The organism is Geobacillus lituanicus, from assembly GCF_050994965.1.
Classification (GTDB): domain Bacteria; phylum Bacillota; class Bacilli; order Bacillales; family Anoxybacillaceae; genus Geobacillus; species Geobacillus stearothermophilus.
The window spans coordinates 51,803-74,427 of the sequence record NZ_CP194773.1 but is presented as its reverse complement, the minus strand read 5'-3'; the positions used below and the strand labels follow the sequence as shown (position 1 = coordinate 74,427).

The window sequence follows — 22,625 nt, the reverse complement described above, 5'->3', positions numbered from 1 at the left end:
CGCTCCTCCACTGTTTGGTTATGTGTTCACAACTTCCACAGTAGAGGAAATGTTAGAGGCTGGCAAGCCTTTTTTCTTTGCCTTCAGCTCTGCACTTTTCGTTGCAGAACTCTGTATTTTTATTTTGCAATAAACAGGTATGGAGCCTCCATAGGCATTATTTTGCTTGAATGGCGATATATGAGGCAACCAGCCGATCATGTCTCTCCCTCCATATTAACACGATGTCTTTCCGGGAGTGGAGTGGATCACGTTTTCATGAGCGAAATGGTTCAGTATTATATGTGAAAATAACGGTAGGAATTTTACTTATTGTCGGCATATAATAATAAGTGAATGCATTAAGGTGAAAAAAGAGGGATATTGTGAATAATGGAGAATAAGTATGTCAACTACCCCCACTTAGCTAACGCTTGAAGTGGGGGCTTGCAACTCCCCAGAAGTGCAAACGGACTTCGTCCTCCTTCCTTGACTTGGGGTTGCATCAGGGGCAGGTTGACGACTACCCAACGACGCAGGTCATGCCTGCATCGTTACCGATTCTCTCGGTGTGTCTGTTGGCAGTACTTGGCTTCCACACACAACAGACGGACCTACGCTCGATGTTTTACGGTTACAACGTTTCCTGTAACCAACTCCATACATCGAGTAGCCGTGATTGGAGTGCCTTTATTGAACGGTTTTCTCCACGCCTTTATTATATCATACACAAAAGAAAGGGGGGAACGCGCATTCCTCTCCCACTTACTCCCTTTGGTCGTTGAAGTGGGAGTCTCCTGCGCGAAATAGGATGAAATGTTTGCAATGAATGATAAATGCCGACTTTTAGGTGAAAAGAGCATTCCCGTTAGGAGCTTTTCCGGGGACTTGATCAAAAAAAGCCCTCTTGGTATGATGCAGGGGTGTCAAACAATACCTACCATCATGCCAAGGAGGACTTCAAATGAATTGTACACAAAACTATAAAATTGATCAAGTTACGGAACAAACGCTTGTCGTGGGCATCGATATCGCGAAACGAACCCACTACGCCTGCTTCGTGGATGACCGGGGGCGCGTGCTTCGCAAGTCGTTCCCGATCTTCCAGTCGAAAGAGGGGTTTCAGCAGCTGTATAAAGCGATTCAGGAGGCGATGCAAGCGTTTGGGAAGTCAGAGGTGATCGTCGCGGTGGAGCCGACCGGGCACTACTGGTTGAACCTGGCCTACTTCCTCGAGGAGCACGGGATCCCGTTGGTCATGGTCAACCCGGCGCATGTGTGCCGGTCGAAAGAACTCGATGACAACCTGCCGACGAAACACGACGCCAAAGACGCCCTGGTCATTGCCAGACTGGCAAAAGACGGACGATTCCTCGTTCCCCGGCTGCTGCACGAGATCGAAGCCGATTTGCGCGTGGGAAGCACGCTCAAAGAGAAGCTCCGCAAGGAACAGACGGCGGTGAAAAATGCGATCGTCCGCTGGACGGATCGGTATTTTCCGGAGTTTTGGACGGTGTTTCGCGATCTGGGAAAAACGGCGCTTTCGGTGTTGGAGTGGACGCCGTTTCCGGCCGATATGGCGGGTCGGACCGCCGAGGAGCTCATCGAGGTGTACCGGCAAAGCGAAGGGCTGAAATGCCCGCAGAAGGCCAAAATTCAGGCGTTGATCAACGCCGCGAAGGACTCCATTGGGGTGACGGAAGGGACGACGATGGCCCGGTTTGAGATCGCCGCGCTCGTCCGCCGATACCGCCAATTGGAGGCGGAGATCGCCGCACTGGACGCCGAGTTGAAGGCATTGGTTCAAACGACGATGGAGTATCAATGGTTGAAAACGGTCGACGGGTTGGGAGACGCCACGATCATCGATCTGTTGGCGGAGATCGGCAGCTTCGCCCACTATCGGGACCCGCGCCAATTGGTGAAGTTGGCGGGCCTGACGCTCAAGGAGCACTCCTCCGGCCAGCGCAAAGGGCAAAAGCACATCTCCAAACGGGGACGGAAACGGCTGCGCTCGGTGCTGTTTCGGGCGATGATTCCGCTGATCCGGCACAACGAGGCGTTTCGCGAGCTGCATGAATATTACACGACCCGCCCCGTCAACCCGCTGACCGGAAAGCAGTCCATCGTCGCATTATGCCGGAAGCTGTTGAATGTGCTGTTTGCGATTTGTACGAAGAAACAAGCCTTTGACGCGGAGCGAATGAAACAGGACGTCTTGTCCCAGGTGCAACGGGCGGCCTAAGGCCTCCCCCTGCGAACGGAAGAATCGTTGGACAACAGGATGACACCGGAGAAGCTGGCGTGATTTTATCCATTCGACCTTGAGTCCCCAAAGGAGCTTGGCCGGCCTCCGCCTGATGACGAGACCGAACGAGGGAATGTTGGCGCGAAGACGCCCGGAGACATGGGAGGGTTCGTCCTCATCAGCGACGCGGAGATCCAAAGGGTGCATCGAATACGCTTCCCCCCCACGGCAGGAAAATATAACCAGCCGTGGCCGCGAAGCGCACCCTAGGTCTGTAAGATATCCACAAAACTGAAAAAGGATGTAAGAGATTTTGTCGAAAAATATTTTTTCGGCACCCCTGAGAGGCCGAAAAGCCTTGATAGATCAACATTTCTAGAGGGAGTGGTGATCATGAATGAATAAAGAAGTAAGCAAAATCATAAAAGATATTTTTGTGCGTCAAAAAGGATTTGCGAAGACAGAAGACTTAACCAGAGAAGGAGTGAGCAAATATTATATTCGAAAGTTCGAGCAAAATGGAGACATCATTAGGATAAAACGTGGGCTGTACCGTTATGCTGCATTTGAAAATGATCAAAATGAAGAAGTGGTTGAAGTATCAAAAGTGATCCCGAATGGTGTTCTTTGTCTTTTGTCGGCATTGTCTTTTTATGAGTTAACAACTTATAACCCGTGGGAGTACCAAATTGCTATTGAAAGAAAATCAAGGAAACCCAGTTTGCCCGATTATCCGCCAATTAAAATTTTCTATTTTTCAAAAAAACAGTTTGAATATGGAATTGAAGAAGTGGAAATAGGCGGCCATAAAATAAGCATTTATAATCGTGAAAAAACGATTTGCGACATTATTCGATACAGAGAAAAAATAGGAATCGATTTAATGAAAGAAGGTTTGCGAAATTATTTACAAAGTCCTGAAAAAAACATAAATAAACTGGTGGAATGTGCTGAGAAAATGCGCATCAAGACGGTTTTATTAAAATACTTAGAGGTGCTTTTATAATGGGAAATATTAAAAATATACCTGCTTCAGTTGGAGAAAGACTAAAGAATATTGCTAAACAAAGCGGAAAAACCTTTGATTTCATTTTATTGTTGTATTTTCAAGAAAGGTTGCTATATCGACTTTCCATTTCTCATTATCGGGATCAATTTGTTCTAAAAGGCGGTCTCTTTTTATTTTCCTTAACACAATTTAAATCTAGGCCAACCAAAGATATTGACTTTTTAGCCAGACAAATTTCGAATGATATTCAATATATCAAAACTGCGTTTGAGTCCATTTGTGCGTTAGCCACTGAAGAAGATGGAGTCGAATTTGATGTAAAGGGCATTACGGCTGAACGAATTAAAGAGGGTGCTGATTATGAAGGGATTCGTATTAAAATTCCGGCAGCACTTGGCAAAATAAAAAAGCAATTGCAACTGGATATTGGATTTGGTGATGTCGTGATCCCAAAACCACAAGAGATGCAGTATCCTACTTTATTAAATATGAAGCCCCCGGAGATTCGAGTCTACTCAACTTATTCAGTAATAGCTGAAAAGTTTGAGGCGATGATCTCACTATCTGTTGTCAACAGTAGAATGAAGGATTTTTATGATGTTTTCACGCTTTTATCAACCGAGAATTTTGATGGACGTGTTTTATGGGAAGCCATATTTGAACCCTTTCAAAGACGTCGAACGAATTTAGAAAAAGAACATCCTGTGTTTTCATCTTCTTTTGCAGAAGATGAGAGCCGAAACAAACAGTGGAAGGCATTTTTGCAAAGAACGGGTATAAAAGAAGATCTACAGTTTCCCTTCGTCATGGAGAAAATTCGAGATTTTCTTTTTCCTGTATATGACTCAATTTTAAAAGAAAATGAATATTGGAAAATGTGGAATAGCCGGACTCTTAAATGGGAGTAACGAAGAAGACAACAGCTCAAAAATTAGAAAAGCATAGGGTAGACGAAATGAATGGAGCAGTAATATCTGAGAGCCTGACAAAAATTAGACAAGAAAAACTGGCTGACGGCGATCAACGTGTACCGCTTTTTTTCAGCGGTACGACGAATTCATTCGCGACCAGGTCATTGGGATTGGCTGGCCGCTGATTGGCAATTTGGACGGCATAAGCAAAGATGAACGGAAAGAGCGATTGCGCAACGTGTACCATTATTCGGGGGCGAAGCTTGGCAACGCTCTTGGCGCAATCTGGGCGTTTGTCCATACGATGGAACAAGGGGATATCGTGTTGGTTCGCAATGGAGCATGGCTCAGCATTGGGATCATTAGCCCCTATCGCTATGTGAAACATCTCGACAATGATATCGATGGGTTTTGCCATCAACGATCGGTTGAGTGGAAGGTCATGAATGAAAACGTTCGCTTGTATAATGAGAAGGTGCATGAAACATTGCGGCACCGGGGAGTTGTGACAAAAAGCAAATATACTGTACACGAACTTCAACTAGGGATTTAACGGTGAAGCAGGAATGTTTGAGATATATATGAAATGGTTCAAAGGTCGAAAATCGTCATTTCGTCTCACTTCCTCGCGAAGAAAATCACGGTACAATCATCAAACGGTGCAAAAGCCGATCAATCTATGGAAACGGACGAAGGATGGGCGCCTTGTGTTCGTCCGCATCTTACAGCCTGGGGAAGTGTACCGCGTCTACGGGTATGATGCGCGCTTCGGTGGGCAGTACGCGGTCGGCGGCGGGTATTACGTGACCGACATCGACACGCACATCCGCTATGAAACGCCGTCAAAGGAGAAGTTGAAGCAAGCAAATGGATGGTAACATCAAACACGGCCTTGTGCCGCCATTCATGGCGGGCAAGGCCGTGTTTTTTGTCTCAATGATAGAGCGGAATATCTTTACAACGCGATCGCAGGCATCAAGGCCATGCCACCAACCGTGGTTCGGTCCAACGGACGAATTCACCAGTCCACGGTCGGGTTGTGATCGGCCGAGCGATGGTAGAAACGGTCGTTTTTCTAGGAACCCAAACCGAAACCGAACCGCCATTGACTTTGAATTCCCCCCATCCATCACTGTTGATGGTGACGGTGTCACTCCGGTTGCCGGTAAGGTCATAGAACACTTTTCCAGCGTGTTGTTTGCCAACGTACATCCGTTTGCTTCCTCCCGGCCCATCGGTGATCAGTGCGGCCAGTCCGGATCCTGGTTTTTCAGTGACCCCTTCCCTTGTCCACCCGATGATGTCGGAGTGATCAAGATAATCATGTTGCGTTCCGTAAGCATAATCCCTGCGCGCGATGAGGAGCGGATCGATTTTGCTTTTCAGCGAAGGAATGTTATATTGTGGAATGCCATAATAGTCACCATAAAAGACGCACGGGTATCCTTCCTGCCGAGTTAGAATAAAGGCGTAAGCCAACGGTTTGAACCATGGGTCGACCCATGACTGCAGCGCTTGGCCGGGTTCGGTGTCATGATTATCAACGAAGGTGACGGCCAATGTCGGTTGATCTTTCATGAGAGTATTGGTCATTAACGTGGGCATATCAAATGCGCCCCCTGATTTGGAAGCGGTATAAAATTTGTTGTGTAACGGGGCATCAAACAAAGACATCGTTCCGTTTGTTTTCGTAATGTAATTTCCCCGACGGTAAATAGCGGCTTGCCAGTCTGAGAACGCACATACGACAACCAATCAGGAAAAAAACTGAACTTAATATGCTTGACGGCATCAAGCCGGAACCCATCAATGTTCGTTGTGTTGACATACCATTTCCCCCAGTTTTTCAGCTCGGTCACGACTTCGGGATGATCCATATCAAGGTCGGCATACATTAAGTAGTCATAGTTTCCGTTTTCTGTGTCTACTTCCCAATCCCACGCTTTGCCGATGCCGCGGAATTTGTAAATGCGGCTCAATTTTCGGCTTTCGTCCCAATCAACGCCGTCAAAATGGTACCAGCGCCACTTAAAGCTGGAGTAGGTGTTGCCCCGCCCGGGAAAATCAAATTTCGTCCATGCTTGGATTTGATAGGTGCCCAAGATTTCTTGGTTGCGGTCGGACGGATTGACTTCGACGGCGTCCACCCATTCCGTGCCGTCAGCGCCGCCTTTATGGTCGAACACGACATCGGCGTACACTTGCATTCCAGCGGCGTGGGCGGCTTGAATGGCTTGAAGATATTGAGCTTTTGTTCCGTATTTTGTGCGGACGGTCCCTTTTTGATTGAATTCGCCGAGATCATACAAGTCGTATACTCCGTACCCTACGTCGCTGCGGCTTGTTCCTTTGTAAGCGGGCGGCAGCCAAAGAGCGGTGATGCCAAGGCTGGATAAGTTGTTGGCTTCATTGGCCACTTTGGTCCATAACGTGCCATCCATCATCCGGCAAGTACCATTCAAAATACTGCATCATGGTGCCGTTAAACGGTGCGGCAGCCTTGGCGGGCTGTCCTGTTGCGCAGAACAGCGAGACAGTGAGCAAAAACGCGAGCAGGAACATCCATCCTTTTCGAATGATGCGGTGAAACGTTAGCACAATGCCCTTCCCCCTTAATCAAATGTTACATTCGACGGTTTGGCTTCCAAAAAATTAAGGGAAACGATTGCATAAAAAGAGTAAAAAGGGAGCAAACCCTCGAACGTTTACGTCTATTATAATTTTTATTTGTAATCGTTTTCAATATCGAATTTAAACAATTTTGAGTTTGACACGAATGGAAAATAGAACAACGGAACGATTCGTTTTTCAACATGGGGAAAATACAGTTGAAATATTCTGTTTATTCGTATAAGATAAAGATTGATGAAATCGTTTGCATCAACCATTTTTTGCAAACGATTGCACAAAGAATATAAAAAGGAAAGGAGAGAAGGAAGTTGGCCAAACAAAGGAGAAGGGAGCGGGGGATGATCAAGAGGGCAAGGAGAATGCTATCATTGGTTTTGGCATCGGTGTTGTTGCTGGCATTGACTCCTTTCCAGGCGGTTGCCGCTGCGAACGAGGCAGGAAGTTCTAGCGCTCTAGGGAATGGAGCGCATCGGTGGACGGCCGAATCCACGGCCTCGCAACCACGGACGATCACGCTCGTCGGCACGCTACAAGATGAATTGGGCCATACGAAGGAATGGGATCCGTCGGCTACAGCGACCGTGATGCATCATGAAGGCGATGGGCTTTATACGTTGACGGGGACGCTGCCGGCGGGGACGTATGAGTACAAAATCGCCATCAACGGCAGCTGGGATGAAAACTACGGCGCTGGTGGGCGCAACGGTGGAAATCTTACATTGACATTGAACGAGCCGACAAAGGTAACGTTTTACTACCACGACCGCACCCATGCGATCGCGGATTCGACTTGGTATGCGCCGATCGCGAAGGAAAAACAGCCGCGCCTTGTCGGGACGGTATTGCCAGCCATTGGTTATGAAGGGGACAACAATGGATGGACTCCGGGAACATCGACGGCGTTGTTGACCGATGATGATTTTGATTCGGTGTACACGTTTGCGGCACAGGTGCCGAAAGGATCTTATGAATACAAAATCGTGCTTGGAACCAATTGGGATGAAAACTATCCGCAAGAAAATGCACGCTTAAACGTGTTGGAGACAACGACGATTACGTTCTTTTTCAATGCGAAGACGAAAGAGGTCTATACCGATTATCGCCCGCAAGGTTCAGATGGAATCGTTCAAAAAGAGCGGCTCAAGCATAACACATGGGATGCGCTGTACCGCCAGCCGTTTGGGGCGGTGAAAGCGGGAACGAAGGTGACGCTTCGCTTAGCGGCGAAAAAAGGCGATTTGACGAAAGCGGATGTGTATGTGAAAAATACGACGACCGGCACGGCCAACGTCTACACGATGGAAAAAGTCGGCGTGCTCGGGGACGATGAATATTGGGAGGTGGCGTTCACCCCTTCGACGCCCGGGGTGTACGGGTATAAATTTATAGCGCAAGATGCCGGAACGAAAGTGGAATACGGCGAAGATACGCAAGAAGGGCAATGGGGGAAAGCGGTGGACAGCCGCGCGGAGCTGTTTCAACTGACGGTGTATGATCCGGATTACAGGACGCCCGACTGGATGAAAGAAGCGGTTGTGTATCAAATTTTCCCGGATCGGTTCTTTAATGGCAACCCTTCAAATGATAACAGCAAGAAGCAGGCACGCGGGGCGCAGCCGATTGAACATCGCGCTTGGTCGGAGTTGCCCGATAATCCGCGCTTGAAAGGGACGAGCGGCTATGATGGCGACGGCGAATGGTCGAACGACTTTTTCGGCGGCGACATCGCCGGAATTAGACAGAAGTTGGATTATTTGCAGTCGCTTGGGGTGAACACGATTTACTTAAACCCGATCGCCACGGCGCCCTCGAACCATAAATACGACGCAAGCAATTACAAAGAACTCGATCCGATGTTTGGGTCTCCGGAAGAGTTTCAGGCATTTGTTCAGGAACTGGCGAAACGGGGGATGCATCTCATCTTAGACGGCGTGTTCAACCACGTATCCGATGATTCGATTTACTTCGACCGTTACCACCGCTATCCGACCGTCGGCGCGTATGAATATTGGGAAGCGGTTTACGATTTGATGAATGAAAAAGGATTGAGCGAGGAAGAAGCGCGGAAACAAGTGGAAGAGAAGTTCAAACAAGAGGGACAGACGTTCAGCCCGTATGGGTTTCACCTTTGGTTCAATATTGAAAACGAAAAAGTCGATGGTCGTTATAAGTATCAGTCATGGTGGGGCTATGACAGCTTGCCGGAGTTTAAGTCGGTGACGGGGGAAAAAGTGCCGCATCCGAGTGAATTAAACAACGATGCGCTCGCGAACTACATTTTCCGCGAACCGGATTCGGTGGCGAAAAGCTGGATTGCCCGCGGCGCCTCCGGCTGGCGGCTCGATGTGGCCAATGAGGTGGATCCGGCGTTTTGGCGCGAGTTCCGCCAAGAATTGCTTCAAGGGTCGTACGACCGCGGTCCGACGTTAAAAGAAGGGGAGCAGCCGCTCATTTTAGGGGAAATTTGGGATGACGCATCGAAATATTTTCTAGGCGACCAGTACGATTCCGTGATGAACTACCGGTTCCGCGGGGCGGTGCTTGACTTTTTGAAAAACGGAAATGCGGAAGAGGCGGACAAACGGCTGACGGCCATAAGAGAAGACTACCCAAGTGAAGCGTTTTATGCGCTGATGAACTTAATTGGTTCCCATGACACGGCGCGGGCGGTCTTTCTGCTTGGGAACGGAACGGATTCATTCGAGCGGGCGGAGTTTGATCCGAATTATAATGAAGAACTTGGAAAAAAGCGGCTCAAGCTAGCGGCGATTTTGCAGATGGGATATCCGGGAGCACCGACGATTTATTACGGCGATGAAGCGGGAGTAACAGGCTCAAAAGATCCGGACAACCGCCGCACCTATCCGTGGGGCAGCGAAGACCAAAACTTGTTGGCGCACTATCGAAAAGTCGGCCAAATTCGTCAACATCATTCGTCATTGCTGGCCCATGGCGACATCAAGACCGTGTATGCGCAAGGGGATGTATACGTCTTTGCCCGCCAATACGGTCGTGACGTGGCGCTCATTGCCGTCAACCGCGGTGATGCGGACAAAACGGTGACATTGGATGTCGCTTCTTTGCTTCCGAATGGCACCGTACTCACGGATGAGTTGCATGACGGCGTAACGGCCGCAGTCGCCGGCGGAACATTGAAGGTCACTGTTCCGGCGATGGATGGACGGATGATGTTTGGGACGGTGACGGCAGAAATGCCTGCCGCGGTCAGAAATTTGCAGGCAAGCGCCGCGGTTGGTCGCGTGACGCTTACTTGGGAAGGGCAAGCGTCGAAGTATCGGGTGTACCAATCAACCATTCAAGGGGCTGGTTATACGTTAGCGGTGGAAACGAACGAGACTTCCGTGACGATCGATTCGTTGGCGAACGGGACTGCGTATTACTTTGCCGTTACCGCCGTCGATGAGAACGGGAATGAGTCGCCAAAGGTGGAAACGAATCGCGTCGTTCCTCATTATCCGCTGACGAGCGACAATGTCCAGTTCGTGACCACGTTAAGCGATGCCACACTCGACTTGTCCCAGCCGCAACCAATCGATGTCAAAGTGAACATCGACGGTGTGACAAGCAAAGGAGCAGCCGATGGGTTGCAAGCGGTGCTGCAAGTGAAAGGGCCGCATGACGAAGCATGGAAAGAATATAGAGCGGTTTACCAAGGGCAAGATGGCGACGCTAATGTGTTCCGTGCCGCCTTCACCCCGCTTGTGGCAGGGACGTATACGTATCGCTACGCGCTGACGACCAACCTTGGTAAGAATTGGGTGTATACGGAAGCCAAACAAGTGACGTTTGCGGCCGACTCCAGCGACCAAAAAGCGCCGGCCGAGGCGATTGAGCTGACGCCGCCGCCTGTTGAGTCAGGGCAAGTTCATTTGTCATGGCAGTTTGTAGGAAAAGATGATGCGGATGCATACTTGCTAGTCATCGAACGCAATGGAACAGTCATTCATATGACGACATCCATCAGCACATCGTTCGTTGATTACGGGGTCGAAAACGGCACCGAGTATGCGTACGTTGTCAAGCTGTATGACCGCGCTGGAAATGTCACCGCGTCCAACACGGTCAAAGTGAAGCCGGACATTGTGATGGTGAAAGTCATTTTTAAAGTCAAAGCCCCAGACTATACGCCGTTAGATGCCCGAATTACGATTCCGAACAGTTTGAATGGCTGGAACACAGGGGCATGGGAAATGTCGCGCAATGGAGCGGTGACGCCTGATTGGCAATTTACAACTGAAGTGCAAGAAGGGGAAACGATCACGTATAAGTATGTGAAAGGCGGGTCGTGGGATCAGGAAGGACTGGCTGATCATACGCCTGCAGACAATGGGGATGATGATGTCAGTTATTATGGATACGGCTCGATCGGCACGGATTTGAAAGTGACCGTTCACAATGAAGGAAACAATACGATGGTTGTGGAAGACCGCATTTTGCGCTGGATTGATATGCCGGTGGTCATCGAAGAGGTGCAAAAACAAGGGAGTCAAGTGACGATCAAGGGCAATGCCATTAAAAACGGTGTTTTGACGATCAATGGCGAGCGGGTGCCGATCAATGATCAAATGGCATTTGTCTACACCTTTACGCCGGCTCCGCAGCAAAAAGAAGTGGCGATCCATATCGAACCGTCAGCGGAAAGCAAAGCAGCCGTGTTCAAAAACGACGGTGGAGCCATTGCGAAAAATACGAAAGATTACGTGCTAAATTTGGAGACGAAGCAGTTGCGTGAAGGGAAATTGACAACGCCGCCAAGCAACGGCGATTCTCCAGGAAGCGGTTGGCCGGGCAGCGAAACGCCGTCCCATGACGGAGGGACAACACCAGGCAACGGCACCTCTCCAGGCAACGGTGGTCCATCGGATGGCACATCCCCTGGGGGGAGCGTTCCGCCGGGCGGCACAGCTCCGCCGGGAAACGGAGCACCTCCATCAGCACCGCCGCAAAAACCGTCTCCATCGAAACCAAAAGAGAAACCGAGAAAGCCAACCACTCCTCCAGGCCAAGTGAAAAAAGTGTACTGGGATGGCGTGGAGCTGAAAAAAGGGCAAATCGGCCGCTTGACGGTGCAAAAGCCGATCAATCTATGGAAACGGACGAAGGATGGGCGCCTTGTGTTCGTCCGCATCTTACAGCCTGGGGAAGTGTACCGCGTCTACGGGTATGATGCGCGCTTCGGCGGGCAGTACGCGGTCGGCGGCGGGTATTACGTGACCGACATCGACACGCACATCCGCTACGAAACGCCGTCAAAGGAGAAGTTGAAGTTGGTGAATGGGGAGTAAGCAAGAAAGCGAGGCAGTCCGAATCAATAGGGCAGCCTCGCTTTTTGCACGTTATTGTTCACTCGTGACCGTAACCGCCAACCCGTCCGCATCATAGGAAAGGGCAATCACAAGGCCGTCTTTGTGAAATACGAGTGCAGGCGGGTAGCCTTGGCCAGAATCGGACTGTTCATACTGGTTTCCAAATAGCGTGATGAGCTGTTGTTTCAGATTGTTATAAATCGCTGTGAGCTGATCGTTTGTATACTCCTGGCCGGCATCGAACGAGTAGCCGTAGAAGGCAAGCTTTCCGTTCTCAAATCCATAGACGAGCAGCGTATGATATCCGAAAAGAGAAGTCGAATAGACCCAGGCTTGGCCGCCGTCTATATAAGTTGAATTAAAGATTTACAACTGAACACACAAACGATCGATCGTTTGTTCTGGTTTCTGGTTGATTCGCTGAATAAAGGCTTGGACATTCTTTCTAATTTCTTGCACACTCGAATAGAACACGTTGTAAATCACGTCTGATTTTAGCCATTTCCATAGCCCTTCAATCAAGTTCAATTGCGGACTGTATGGTGGCAAAAAGACGAGCTCTAACCGATCTTCGTGTTCTTTTAAAAATGGCTGAATGAGTTTGGCATGGTGAATTCGAGCGTTATCTAAAATCATCACTATTTTGCCTGTGGGATAGCGTTCTAACACAAGTTGAAGAAATCGAAGAAATGTTTCCGCGTCATAGCGTTCTTCTTCGATGCAAAACACTTCCCCTGTTTCGTAGTTCAACGTGCCAATCAGCTTCAGCCCTTGATGTTTTCCAAACGTCGGAATGATTCGTTGTTTTCCTTTGACAAACCATGTTTTTTGAATCGCTTGGTAATCACGAATCATCGACTCATCTTGAAAGAGGACATGGGCGATGTTCCCATCTACCAGTTTTTTTTACTTCAGGGAAGGTGATTTCGACGAATTCTTTTTGTTTCTCTTCATCGGCATTGGCTAGTGTATAGGTCGGTTTCGTATAGCTTAGCCCTAACCGATGCAGAATGTCACTTGTTCCGCGAAGCGTGTATGTTGGCCCCCACTTTTGTTGAATGAGTTCAGCGATTATCGCAAGCGTCCAATTATATTTTGCTTCGAATCCCACATCTACGGGGAGCTGATGTTCAATGATCAAAGCCAGCTCTTTTTCCTGCTCAGGGGTCAATCGACGTGGGGCGCCAGGTGAGTATTTCATCTCCAGTCCATCAAGACCGCGCTGGGCGTAGGCATGAATATAGTTATAAATAGTTTTCTTGGATCGACCAATAATCGTTGCGATTTCTCCTTTGGTATATCCCTGCAAATGAAGATAAATCGCTTGGTAGCGTTCATATGCTCGTTTACTTTTTGCTTCTTTCATGGCAGTGGACAACTTTTCGATCTCGTCTTTGTGATTTGGCATCATATTTTCTCTCCGTTCCCCTATTTTCTCTTTTATTTATTCGCCGTGGAACGGGAGAAAACCTTTATCTATTCTTTTTTATTTAAAAGTATAATATTCAAATAATATATAATTAACTCACATTTCGCACCCTGAATAAAAATTCAAAATAAGCCTGATTTGAGTGAATAAAAATTAGTTATTTTACAATATTTGTATAAAAATTTATTTTTATGCGAATATTTTGGTTATTTTTTGTATATTATGCAAAGGTTGCGAAATATGAGTAATTAATAAAAAATTAATAATTTATTTACGTTACATATCTTGTACTAATATGAAAAATATGATACTTTGATATACAGATTTTATTTACCATAATTATACTTATTTTCGGAATCAATATTTTTAGTAAAGGAGAAAGAAGAATGAGAAAGAAAAAAACTAAAAAGTTAGCAATATCTATTGCTGCTATGTCTGCGTTCGCCGCTAGTGCAGTGGTGGTTTCCAATCCGTCTCAAGCCGCAATAACAACCAATGCTGAGAAGTTGGTTGTCAAAGCGGAAAAACTTGCTGGCGCATTAAAATGGCAAGTTTCTTACGATTACCGGAAAAAGGTTTATCCTAAAAATGTGTTAGATTATCCAGATATGAAGCTGTTTAATGAGACAAAATCTGCGTTGAAAGCTGCTCGGGAAGAAGTAAAGAAGCTAAAAGGAAAAGAGAAAGAAATTTTGGAGGCTCGTCTCACGCAAAATGTTCAAGTATACGTTGATCGCGCTACCTTCTATATTGATGCCGTTTCAGCAGGTAAAAAAATTGAAGCGAAAGCGAATATATTAAAGAAATTCATTTCTAACCATATCGTAAATGACTCCACAGAAAAAGCGTATCATGATTTAACAAAAGAAATTCGTACAAAGTCCCCTGCTTTTTATAAAGTATATGGTGCTTCTACTCGTACAGCATTGGTTCAAACATATCTCAAACCTGCACAACAAGTGAAAGATGCGGCGTTATATCCAGTTTCCATTAAAATAGAGACAGACCGTTTGAACGCGGCGCTAAAAGAAAATAAGATTGATCAAGCGATTTACCATAAAAACCGTATTGAAAAATTTGTGAGCGAAGGTTTAAAACTTGGAGTGTTGAAAGAAAATAGCAAGCTATTAAAAAGCGTGATGGCTTACGTAAATCCGGTTAAGGCAGATTTGGAAAAGCGATTTGCAATTTTTAATGCAGATTCTACTATAGCGGACAAGCCAACCACTTTTGGCGGAACGGTAGCGGAAGTGAAAAAATACGACCAATCCGTTATCGTCATTGCGGGAAAAGATCAATATATTAAACTGGCAAATGCAGAGGTCAATGGAAATATTATTATTAAAGGGAATGAAACAGGCGCTGGAACGGTTTACCTTGAAAATGTGAAAGTGAACAAGGTAAACAACCAAGGCGGTGTCATTATTGTTGATGATGTGGCTGATCACAGTTTGCGTCAGAAAAACGTTACAGCGGAAGAATTGAAAATCAACGATGCGAACGGTGCTAATATCGTAGCGGAAGAAGGAACAAAGATTAAGACATTATCTCTTACAGAAAAGGCGGGAGCGACAGGAACGATTATTCTTGATTCTAAAGAAAAAGGCGCGTACGAAGTCGTTTCTGTTGGCACGAAAGGAAGCGAATCGAGTAAAGGGGTGGAATTGAGAGGCGACTTCTCTAATACGAAGGTAGAGGTAACGGGAGAAGGTTCACAAGTCAAGGTAGCGAAAGACGCTGTAGTGAAAGAAATCGAAGTGAAGACAGAAGCGAAATTGGAAGCGGAACAGGGCGCGAAAGTACAAGCCGTGAACTTAGCTGCCGAAAAATCAGGACAAAAAATCGAATTAAAAGGGGACTTAAAAGAAGCTACGGTCACTGTTAAAAATGCTAATGCAAAAATTGAAGTAGCTAAAGATTCTGTAATTAAAGAGATTAAGAAAGATTCATCCGTCACGGGTTCTATTGAAGTAATAAATAACGGTACGGTGCAAACGGCTATCGGTGTTACAGTAAAGAACAATCCCGGTGGACAAACTGGTTCAACAGGTAATACAGGATCAGGTGGAACGAGAAACCCATTTAAATTAACAGTAATGCACACAAATGATACACATGCTCATTTAGACAATATTGCAAGACGCATCACTGCAATTAAACAGGTAAGACAAACAAACCCTAATTCATTGTTATTAGATGCAGGAGACGTGTTCTCTGGAACATTGTATTTTAATGAATTTAATGGATTAGCAGATTTAGAGTTTATGAATCTTGCGGGCTATGACGCCATGACATTTGGAAATCATGAGTTTGACAAAGGAACTGCAATTTTAGCTAACTTTGTGAAGGGGGCGAAGTTCCCATTTGTCAGCGCCAATGTCGATTTCTCCAAAGATGAAAATCTAAAAGTAAGTTTCCGTAATGAAATATCTTCAAATCCAGAAAATGGAAAAATTTATAATGGAATTATCAAAGAAGTAAATGGAGAAAAGATCGGTATCTTCGGCCTAACAACAGCTGAAACGAAAAATATTTCAAGTCCAGGTGAAGACGTAGTCTTTGAAGACTACATTGAAGAGGCGGAAAAAGCAGTTGAAGCATTCGAAGCCCAAGGAGTCAATAAAATTATCGCATTAACCCATATAGGATTTAACGACGGCGGTGGAGATAATGACCTTACGTTGGCAAAGGAAGTTGAAGGAATAGATGTTATTGTTGGCGGACATTCTCACGATAAGCTTGTTGAACCTGTTGTTGATAAAACAGGAGAAGAGCCGACTGTTATTGTTCAAGCGAATGAATATAGCAAGTACCTTGGTACGCTAGATGTCGAGTTTGATGAGAATGGGAAAGTGGTTGGCTATGCCGGCAAGCTGATCGACATTGATCAAAAAGTAAAAGTAGGAGATAAAGAGGTTTATGTGCTACAAGATGATCCGGAAGCTGCTGCAAAACTAAAACCGTACAATGATCAAATTGAAGAAAAGAAAAAGACTGTTATTGGAAATTCAGCTGTCGTATTAGATGGGGTGCGTAACAATGTACGTACTAAAGAAACGAATTTAGGAAACTTAATTACAGATGGTATGCTTGCAAAAGCTAAAACAATAAATCCTAATACTATAATAGCTTTACAAAATGGTGGGGGAATCCGTGCTTCGATTGATGCAGGTGAAATTACTTTAGCGGAAGTTCAAACGGTTATGCCATTTGGAAATGCTCTCGCTATTATGGAGTTAAAAGGGTCAGAAATTAAGGCAGCTCTCGAGCACAGTGTCAGTCTAGCTCCTGCTTCAAACGGTGCATTTCTTCATGTTTCAGGTTTAAGGTTTACTTATGACAGCAGAGAACCAGCTGGAAATAGAGTAAAAACCATTGAGGTAAAAGAAGACGGAACAAACTATGTTCCTCTAGAGGATAATAAGACATATTTTGTTGCAACTAATACGTTCATTGCTAAAGGCGGAGACGGTTACACAATGTTTAAGAAAGCATTTGAAGAAGGACGTGTAAGCGAGCCGGGATTTGTAGACTGGGAAATGTTCAGAGATTACGTAGCTGCTCAACCAAATCAAACGGTAAATCCATCGGTGGAAGGACGTATCATTGATGTAGCGACTGCTATAACCTCTATAAACGCAGCTGATTTCAGCGGAACGGCACAATCTCCTAAAGTTTACAACGGCAACGTTTCTGTTGATGTAACGGGAGTTGACAAATTAGAGTATGCAATTGTAAAAGGTGACCTTTATTTAAGAGGAAACACAGCGATCGTTTTAAACCATGTTACGGTAGAAGGAGAAACATATTTCCTTGACTAAAAAAATTAAACAAGGCCCTTGGCAAAATTGCCAGGGGCTATGTATGGAAAAAATATAAACCTAGGGAGGATAAAATGAAGATAAAAAGTTGGAAGAAAACTTTCAACATAGTGCTCATTTGGGTTATGGCCATAAGTCTGTTCGTCCCGGTTAATGTATCAAAAGCAGCTGAAGTTATGACAGTTGCTGAAGCAATTGCCAATAATTCTGGAAACGCAACAGTAGAAGGTTATATAGTTGGAGTTGTAAAATCAGGAAATGGCGCAAGCATTACGTATTCACATACAGGGCCATTTACTGTCGATACGAACCTTGCACTAGCAGATAATCCAAATGAAACAGACAAATCAAAAATAATCCCGGTACAGTTGCCAAGCGGACCGATTAGAACAGCCCTTAACTTAAAGACTAATGCAGCGAATTTAGGGAAAAAAGTTCAAATTACTGGAAGCCTAGAAGCTTATTTTAATGTCCCTGGTCTTAAGTCTCCAACATCTTATGCATTTGTTGAAGATACTAACCCAGCAAAAGTTGAATCAGTCACCGCTTCCCCTGCAGCCGGAGCGGTTGAAAAGGGAACAGTAGTAACGCTATCAACAGCAACACCAGGTGCAAAAATCTATTATACAACGGACGGAACAGATCCAACCGAAACAAGTACAGAGTATACAGGTTCAATAACCATTGACGGAGATGTAACGATTAAAGCAATCGCTGTAGCAAATGGGCTTGAAAAAAGTGAAGTTCAGACTTTTGTCTATAAAGTTTTGCAAGAGCAATCGATTGCGGATGTAAGAAAACAAGCAGTCGGCACACAGGTGAGGACTACAGGAATCGTGACGGCTGTATTAAAAAATACCGTCTATATCCAGGATGAAACGGCTGGAATCGTCCTATACGGTTCAGGACTGAATGTTCAACGCGGAGATAAAGTTCGTGTAAAAGGAACTTTGGCAGAATACAGAACGTTATTGGAAATCAATGTTCAAGCAAGTGATGTACAAGTAATCGGATCCGAGACTGTTCCACAGCCGCAAGTGTTAACAGCAGACCAACTTAACGAAGATAAAGAAGGTATGCTTGTAGCTGTTCACAATGTAACCGTTGAATCTTTATCCAACGGCAATTATATTGCCAAAGATGGCAACGGAAATACGTTTGTAATTCGTCCGGAAGATGTAAACTTACTTTCTGTTAATAAAACCTATGAATCTATTACCGGCGTCTTAGGTGCATTTGATGGGACATACCAGTTAATTCCTCGTGATGCAGCTGATATTATTACTGATTTAAGTAAAGTGCAACCTATTACAGCGACTCCTGGTTCGGGACTAGTGAAGAGAGGAGATAAGATAACATTATCAACAGCCACAGAAGGCGCGACAATCTACTACACAACAGACAACAGCGAACCTACGACAAACAGCCTCGTCTATCGTGAACCAATTACTATAACTAAAAATACTACGATCAAGGCTTTTGGTGTTAAAGATGGTTTAACGAACAGTGAAGTAGCTACCTTTAATTACATCGTTCAAGCTGGAGAAATTCGTATCCGTGATATTCAGGGCGCTGGGCATATTTCACCATTAAATGGATCAAATGTAACAGATGTTGAAGGTATCGTAACTTATGTAGTTGATGATAATAACTTTTATATGCAAGATTTACAGCCAGATAATGATGATAAGACATCAGAAGGAATATTAGTTTATAAAAAACTTCATGGCGTAAATGTTGGTGACGTTGTTCAAGTAACAGGACAGGTAAAAGAATGGTTACTGGAAGGATACTCTGAAAAAGCACAAATAGATTTGACTGTTACAGAAATAAATGCGTCATCTGGATCAATAAAAGTGATTTCAAGAGGACAACCGCTTCCTGCACCAGTTGTGATTGGAAAAGACCGAGCCCTTCCGACTGAAGTTATTGATAATGACAGTTTCACTAAATTTGATCCGGAAGAAGATGGAATCGACTTCTTTGAAAGTTTAGAAGGAATGCTTGTGCAGGTAGATAATCCAAAGGTTGTTGCACCGCAAAAATATGGTGAGATCATCGTTGTCCCTGAATCAATTCCAACGAATACAATAGCTGGTGGATTAAAAATTTCAGAAACAGACTACAACCCTGAAAGAATCATGATTGATATTAATGATGAAAACTATGTGGCAAAAACGGGAGATTATTTTAATGGCTCAATCAAGGGGGTTGTAAGTTATAGTTTCAGCAACTATAAAGTGTTAAGCAATAAAAGTGATTTACCAAAGCTTATTGAAGGAACAACCGTTCGTGAAACAACAACGATTACTCCAGACCCAGAGAAACTGACAATTGCTTCTTACAATGTAGAGAATTTCTCAGCAAAAACAGATGACGCAAAGGTAACAAAGCTAGCACAGGCAATTGTCCAAAATTTGAAGCAGCCGGATATTATCGGTTTAGTAGAAATGCAGGATAATGACGGGGAAACAGACAGCGGAAATACCAATGCTGATCAAAGTTTTGCGAGATTAATCAACAAAATTAAAGAACTTGGAGGTCCAGAATACGCTTATACGGATATCGCTCCGGAAAATAATAGGGACGGCGGTGCTCCTGGTGGAAATATTCGCGTTGGCTTTCTTTATAACCAAGACCGGGTATCTCTTGTAGAAGGAACAAAAGGTACTGCCACACAAGCAGTTGGTTTTGAAAATGGAAAACTGACATTAAACCCAGGCCGCATTGACCCAACAAACCCGGCGTTTGATTCCAGCCGTAAGCCGCTGGCAGCACAGTTTAAATTTAATGGAAAAAGTGTGATCGTAATAGCAAACCATTTCAACTCTAAAAGCGGAGACTTTCCTTTATTCGGGAAAGTTCAGCCTCCAGAATTCAAAAGCGAGGCTAAACGCCTTGAAATGGCAAGAATCGTTAACAATTTTGTAAAAGATGTTCAATCAAAAGATCCGAATGCAAATATTGTGGTATTAGGGGACTTTAATGATTTCGAATTTTCAAATCCTTTAAAAACACTAAAAGGAAACGAATTAACAAATATGATCGAGAAAGTTCCGGCAGAAGAGCGCTATTCGTATACGCATCAAGGGAACTCCCAAGTACTTGATCACATTTTAGTATCTAATAACTTGGCACAATCAACAATAGTCGATATTGTCCATATCAACTCATCTTTTATGGAAGTGCACGGACGTGCAAGCGACCATGATCCGGTACTAATTCAGATACAATTAGGTGCTACACAGCCGAAATATGACAAGGTATATAATCTTGTTGGATTCTCAACCAAAAAACTAACGATTCAAGCTGCCAACTCTCTGATCAACATGGACGGCACTTCAGTAATTAGAGAGGGAATCTGGCTAAAGAACTCAGCTACTGTTAAAGGGGAAGGTTTAAAAAATACAAAAATTGTGATCAGCCCAACTTCAAAAGATGCTGTCATTGACTTAAGCGGTGCAGAAGTAAAAGAAGTATTAATCGACAATGCCAATGTAAAAGAGATTAAAGGCGCAGAAAATGTTCAATTATGGACGGTAACGAACGGAGTTGATACCTCTAATATCATATTTAAGGATTCAAAGGGAGAAGTAATATCGCCTGTCACGCTCCCAAGTTTGTCGAAAGGCTCTGCGGAGATAAATCTCTGCAGGTCTTTTCTTTTTGTACTTTAGTAGAAACATAAAATCCGTTTCAAATAACTTTTGAGACAGTTAATATAAAATAGAAGCTAGATAAATAGTATTAAGCCCTAATTCCTACCAAGGAGCCAACGATTTCAGTTTGCAAAGTTTGAGTTATTTATTGTCAGAAAATGAAAATAATTATTTACAATAAAGCACTCCCATGGTACAATTCATTGGTAAAAAATTCAGGAAGAACCTATATGAGGAAAATTATTTCATTATTGTTGGTTTTTTGGCTCTTCACCACAACATGTATTTGACAAGCAATACGGTTTCCTGCACAAAGATGTGCAAAAATCACTGATTTGTTGATTTTCCCTCACAAGCGTAAATAGGGTATGTTCAGAAAAAATCAAGTACAACTTTTGGTGAAGAGCCTAAAGTATGCTCCTCTCTCACGAAAATGGAAGAATAATATGATCCATTTCACGGCTGTTGATTATCCAAAATTAGGCATACTCCTCCCATATATTCGGGCATACTCAAATAAGACAGCTGCCATCTCGGATTTCCATTCGAGAGGAAGTTGCCCAGAGAAAAAACGACGGACAAACGAAAGAAAGGTAAGGGACGAGGTTGTCCGTTTTTCCGTTCGATGATATAGCCATCTCAGTAACACATAAGCGATAAATGCCGCAAAAAGTTGGTTGTATACCGCATGCTCGTTGTTGCCAAATAAGGTCGGAACGTTTAGATATTGCTTGATCCATCGGAAAAACACTTCCACTGTCCAACGTTCTTGATACATCTCGGCAATCTTTTCCGCCGATGCCTCTAAGACGTTCGTGACCACACGGATTTCATGCCCGTTCGCATCCTGAAAGATCACGACGCGATGGCGCTTTTTGGAACGACATTGTTTCGTTCCTAACTGGCAAGTAAAATCCGCCACAATAGAAGAAGAGGAGGAAGAAAGGCGCTTTAGGCTCTTTTTTTGATGGATCTCGACATTGTCTTTCATCCGAATCACAAACGGTTGCTTCTGTTCGACAAACCGATCGAGGCGTTCAATTTTAAAGTACGCTCGATCTTCGACAAGAACCGTTTGTACGTCTGTGAGCCGCTCTCCCACCGGTCCATCGTGGCGCAACCCTACGGTTTCTACGATGTCGCTCGGCATTTGTTGCTCAGGGGAATACGCGACGTGCATTTTCACTCCGGATCGTTCCCCATGATAGGGTGCCCATGTCAGGCGGTTTTTCCCCACGGTGACGGTCGTGGAGTCTACTATACGCAATGCTTTTGGAAAGCGAAGCGAACGGCGGGTTTGGCGATTGCACTTAGAAACAACCAAAGCAAATAAGCGCTTCATCACCTCGTACGGAACTTCTTTCGCTTTCTTAGAAACCGTCGAGTAATGAAACGTCGGCAATCCGTACATTTTCGCCACATCGGCACCATGACGGAAACTTTTCCATTCGTGAAGTGCCGCCAGCAGAAAAAAATCAACCAACGTGCGCACCGTAAACGTCCGCGAAGTGTCATGGTAGCCAACGGCTTCGGTAATCGACTGGAGATCTTCATCAGAAACAATTTTTTGCATCAAATTTGGGAGTGTGGTATGCTTGTGCATAGAGAGCA

10 protein-coding genes and 2 pseudogenes are annotated in these 22,625 nt (G+C 44.9%); 8 read left to right on the top strand and 4 right to left on the bottom strand.

Annotated features, from left to right (window positions below; genetic code table 11):
* Nucleotides 1-18 precede the first annotated feature (18 nt).
* Complete coding sequence (locus tag ACR1UW_RS00295; RefSeq protein WP_498934219.1) at nt 19-201, bottom strand: hypothetical protein; 183 nt, start codon at nt 199-201, stop codon at nt 19-21.
* Between the two features lie 742 nt (nt 202-943).
* On the opposite strand from ACR1UW_RS00295, the gene ACR1UW_RS00290 reads away from it, so the two are divergent.
* From ACR1UW_RS00290 to ACR1UW_RS00270, 5 genes and pseudogenes are all read left to right on the top strand, one after another.
* Complete coding sequence (locus tag ACR1UW_RS00290; protein WP_498934217.1) at nt 944-2,224, top strand: IS110 family RNA-guided transposase; 1,281 nt, start codon at nt 944-946, stop codon at nt 2,222-2,224.
* Between the two features lie 400 nt (nt 2,225-2,624).
* Entirely contained in the window at nt 2,625-3,233 is a 609-nt protein-coding gene (locus ACR1UW_RS00285; protein WP_013524694.1) for a type IV toxin-antitoxin system AbiEi family antitoxin domain-containing protein, read from the top strand.
* The gene (locus tag ACR1UW_RS00280) at nt 3,233-4,144 is read left to right on the top strand and encodes a nucleotidyl transferase AbiEii/AbiGii toxin family protein (protein ID WP_498934214.1); all 912 of its coding nucleotides are present in this window, start codon (nt 3,233-3,235) and stop codon (nt 4,142-4,144) included. The genes ACR1UW_RS00285 and ACR1UW_RS00280 overlap by 1 nt, the downstream gene beginning before the upstream one ends.
* A 196-nt stretch (nt 4,145-4,340) precedes the next feature.
* The gene (locus tag ACR1UW_RS00275) at nt 4,341-4,700 is read left to right on the top strand and encodes a DUF8426 domain-containing protein (protein WP_498934212.1); all 360 of its coding nucleotides are present in this window, start codon (nt 4,341-4,343) and stop codon (nt 4,698-4,700) included.
* A gap of 100 nt (nt 4,701-4,800) precedes the next feature.
* Nucleotides 4,801-5,025, top strand: a pseudogene (locus ACR1UW_RS00270) (hypothetical protein); the annotation flags it as partial.
* Between the two features lie 97 nt (nt 5,026-5,122).
* Here ACR1UW_RS00270 and amyS read toward each other — a convergent pair.
* Nucleotides 5,123-6,709, bottom strand: a pseudogene (gene amyS, locus ACR1UW_RS00265) (alpha-amylase).
* 377 nt (nt 6,710-7,086) lie between these two features.
* On the opposite strand from amyS, the gene ACR1UW_RS00260 reads away from it, so the two are divergent.
* The gene (locus tag ACR1UW_RS00260) at nt 7,087-12,084 is read left to right on the top strand and encodes a pullulanase X25 domain-containing protein (protein WP_498934210.1); all 4,998 of its coding nucleotides are present in this window, start codon (nt 7,087-7,089) and stop codon (nt 12,082-12,084) included.
* Nucleotides 12,085-12,471: 387 nt separating this feature from the next.
* On the opposite strand, the gene ACR1UW_RS00255 is transcribed toward ACR1UW_RS00260, so the two are convergent.
* Nucleotides 12,472-13,516, bottom strand: a protein-coding gene (locus tag ACR1UW_RS00255; protein WP_015374552.1) for an IS630-like element ISBs2 family transposase whose coding sequence is annotated in 2 segments (ribosomal slippage) — nt 12,472-13,011 and nt 13,013-13,516 — 1,044 coding nt in all. Because the reading frame shifts where the segments join, the coding sequence is not laid out codon by codon here.
* Between the two features lie 404 nt (nt 13,517-13,920).
* On the opposite strand from ACR1UW_RS00255, the gene ACR1UW_RS00250 reads away from it, so the two are divergent.
* Both ACR1UW_RS00250 and ACR1UW_RS00245 read left to right on the top strand, forming a co-directional pair.
* Nucleotides 13,921-17,355 (top strand): 5'-nucleotidase C-terminal domain-containing protein, encoded by a 3,435-nt coding sequence (locus ACR1UW_RS00250; protein ID WP_498934207.1) that lies wholly within the window; start codon nt 13,921-13,923, stop codon nt 17,353-17,355.
* 74 nt (nt 17,356-17,429) lie between these two features.
* Nucleotides 17,430-21,032, top strand: coding sequence for a chitobiase/beta-hexosaminidase C-terminal domain-containing protein (locus ACR1UW_RS00245; RefSeq protein WP_498934205.1), 3,603 nt, complete (start codon nt 17,430-17,432; stop codon nt 21,030-21,032).
* Between the two features lie 451 nt (nt 21,033-21,483).
* On the opposite strand, the gene ACR1UW_RS00240 is transcribed toward ACR1UW_RS00245, so the two are convergent.
* Entirely contained in the window at nt 21,484-22,617 is a 1,134-nt protein-coding gene (locus tag ACR1UW_RS00240) for an IS4 family transposase (RefSeq protein WP_064214037.1), read from the bottom strand.
* Nucleotides 22,618-22,625: the final 8 nt, after the last annotated feature.